Here is a 3,059-nt window from a genome sequence, read left to right as displayed (position 1 = left end):
GTGGCGCGGCCATCGAGGTGCCCGACATGCGGGCGTAGCCACCGAGCGGCCAGGTGGAGACGATGCACACCCCGGGGGCGGCCAGATCGACCGCGTCCCCGAAGCTGCTGAACGACGCGAACGTGTCATCCGTCTGGTCGTGGCACGTCCCGGACGTGGCGGCGCCGGGCTTCCCGTCGAGGTCGGCCATCGCCGAGACGGTGATCACGTCGGGGTGGGCCGTCAGGGAGTAGCCGTCGATGTCCTGCGGGTCGTTTCCGGCGGCCGCGACGAGGACAACGCCGGAGTCGGTCACTCCACTCACGGCGAGCTCCAGGGTGTCGCTCCGGCAGGCGCAGCCGAAGCTGGCGTTGGCGACCTCGATCGTCGCTGCGTGCTTGGCGACCCAGTCCAGCCCGGCGATCACCGCGCTGAGGCTGGCCCCACCCGTGGCGTCCAGGACCTGCACCGACCACAGGCGCGCACCGGGCGCCGCGCCCACCACCCCTCTGCCGTCGTCGAGCGCGGCCGCGGTGCCGGCCACGTGGGTCCCGTGCCCGTTGACGTCGAGCGGGGCCGCCATCACGACGCAGGTACCGAGTGTGCAATCGACCCCGCCCGCGACGTTCAGGTCGGGGTGGGTCGAATCGATGCCCGAGTCCAGCACGGCGATGTCGACGTCGACGCGCTCGTCGACGCCGTCGATGTCGGCCACCGCGTTGCTGGTGATAGCGGCGCGGGCCACGCCGGTGGGCACCTCGCCGAACATCCACACGGGTAAGTCCGGTTCGACGGCCACGACCCGCGGATCGGACCGCAGGGCCGTCACCGCGAGTGACGGCAGCTCCATCGCGAAGCCGGATACGGCGTGCCGGTAGACGTGGCTCACGCGCCCCCCGTGCCGCGCGGCCAGGTCGGTCGCCGCGGCGGTGGGGTCACCGTCGCGGACCTGCACGAGGACCCGCTCGCGCGGTGGGGCTACCGCCGACGCCGGGGTCGACGCGACCACGGTCGCGACCGCGATGAGGAGGGCGGCGACCGTCGCGGCGAGGGAACGTGGCACGGTGGTGCCTCCATGATCCGGGTCCCGGGATGGTCGGCCACCGGAAGGTCGGAGGCCCCCGCGCCGAACGCGGGCGTTCACCCGGTGGCGGATCGACCGACCGCTGTTGCCGGGACCCGGGTGAACCACCGGTCGACTCGATCGCCAAAGTACCGCCAAACGATCATGGACGAGTGCGGCCCGCGCTGACCGGCAACCAACGGTGGGCCCGGAACGCACCTGGGCCCACCGTTGCAGCAGTCCCAGGTGCTGCGTCGCGCTTTAGACGCTGATGCCGCTACTGGGGGTTGGGGTCGCCCGACACGCCCCGTTCGATCAGGATCAGGTGCTCGTCGTCGGCCAGGCTGAGGGTGTCAAGGGGTGCGGCGACCGCGATGATCACGGCGGCGACCACCGCCGGGCGGCGGATGGCGGCGGCCAGCCGACCAAAGGCCGGTCGGGGATCGGCGGGTACCTGCAGGGCCTGGTCGCCGCGGTCTCGACGCCGGGCGGCACGGTCGATGAACGGCACGACCGCGCAGGTCACGGTCAGGCTCGACAGGATCGCCAGTTTGACCCCGAACTCAGTGGGTTGGGGGTAGACCAGTGCGGCGGCCAGCACCGCGGTGAGCACGCCGAACCAGATGCGCCCGCGCGGGGTCCTGGGTGCCGTGGCCGGGTCGGACATCATGAAGAACACGAAGATCAGCACCTCGGGCGACAGCACCACGTTGACCCAGTAGAAGGCGCCGGTCACCGGGACGGGATGCCAGATGGCCCAGAAACTCCGCCCCGTAGCTGCGAACACCCCGATCAGCACCGCGAAGGTGGCGGTGAACGCCGCGGCCATCGCCGCCATCTTCACCTGGCGCAGCACCCACACCGCCCCGGCCACGATCACCACCAGAGCGGCACCCACCGGCAGTCCCAGCGGACCCCACCACAGGTACTGGGGGAACACCCCGGCTGGGCCAACCACCAGCAGCACCCACACCAGCCCCACGTTGGACGGGTTGAAAACGTGCCGGCCGGCGGGGCGGATCAGGTACTTGGAGGCCATGGCCAGGGTCACGGCCGCGATGAAGTAGCCGATGCCGTTCAGGCTCCACCAGTCGCCGTACTCCGTGCCGGTGGCGCGCAGCAGCAGCGCGACGCTGTTCCCGGTGAGCATGGCGCTGGCCGGCCACACCAGCATCCCGTCCCGGCGCACCGTCACCGCCAGCTCGATCGCGGCGGCGGTGGCGATCGACACCAGGATCTGGGCGATCGACAGCTTGAAGTCCAGCACGGTCTGGCCCAGCACCTGCACGGTGAGCAGCACGACCGCCAAGTGCAACCGCGGGTCGCGGCGGCTGGGCAGCACGACCGGGATCTGGCGCCCGCCGACGGACAGGTGGGGCCGGTCGGCCAGCGCAGTGGCGGGGGTCGGGGCGCTCACAGATCGGCTGTCATCGGTCCGGCGGAGCGAGGCTGGCGGCGGCGTACGCGCTGTCGATCGGTGGGCACCAGATGACCACGGACCGGTACACGGTCGGGTCGACGTCGGGCGGGAAGACGAAGTTCATCGAGCCGGCGGTCGCGTCGAGCACGGCCACCAGCGCGGCGTCGGCCGACAGGTACTCCTCGGTGGTCTTGGGCTCGGGCAGCGGGTGCAGGCGGATCTCGAGGTCGACGTTGGGGGTCACGAAGAAGTCCTCGAGGCGCAGCGCGTGGCTGCCATCCCCGAGCCGGTAGATCGCCACCTGCCCGCGTCCGGTCTGGTCGATGTCGTAGAAGTTGCCGGTCGCGACGATCTCTGCCTCGTCCGACTGCATCTCCGGCAGTGTCGGCTCGACCAGCGGCACGTCGATCTGCTGCTCGACCACCAACGTCCACGCCCCGCCGGCTTCGACGGCCAGGCGCGTGGGGCCGGTGTTGGTGGCGTAGCCGACGTCCTCACCGGGGCAGGCCGCCTCGATCAGCGCCTCCGCGTCGTCGGCCATGGTCACCGCCAGGTTGCCCGATCGACAGTTGCCACGCGCCCGCCACTGCAACGCCC

Annotated in this window: 3 protein-coding genes; all 3 read right to left on the bottom strand. The window is 71.6% G+C overall.

Annotation, left to right across the window (positions count from 1 at the left end; translation table 11 throughout):
* Positions 1–1,042 (bottom strand): S8 family serine peptidase (locus M3N57_00255; GenBank protein MDP9021138.1); only part of this gene is annotated, 1,042 nt, incomplete at its 3' end.
* Between the two features lie 277 nt (positions 1,043–1,319).
* Positions 1,320–2,459 (bottom strand): RnfABCDGE type electron transport complex subunit D, encoded by a 1,140-nt coding sequence (locus M3N57_00250; protein ID MDP9021137.1) that lies wholly within the window; start codon positions 2,457–2,459, stop codon positions 1,320–1,322.
* A gap of 10 nt (positions 2,460–2,469) precedes the next feature.
* On the bottom strand, positions 2,470–3,059 hold a 590-nt coding region (locus M3N57_00245), incomplete at its 5' end, for a DM13 domain-containing protein (protein MDP9021136.1).

The organism is Actinomycetota bacterium (assembly GCA_030776725.1).
Taxonomy (GTDB): Bacteria; Actinomycetota; Nitriliruptoria; order Nitriliruptorales; family JAHWKO01; genus JAHWKW01.
This window is presented reverse-complemented; position numbering and strand designations above follow the sequence as displayed.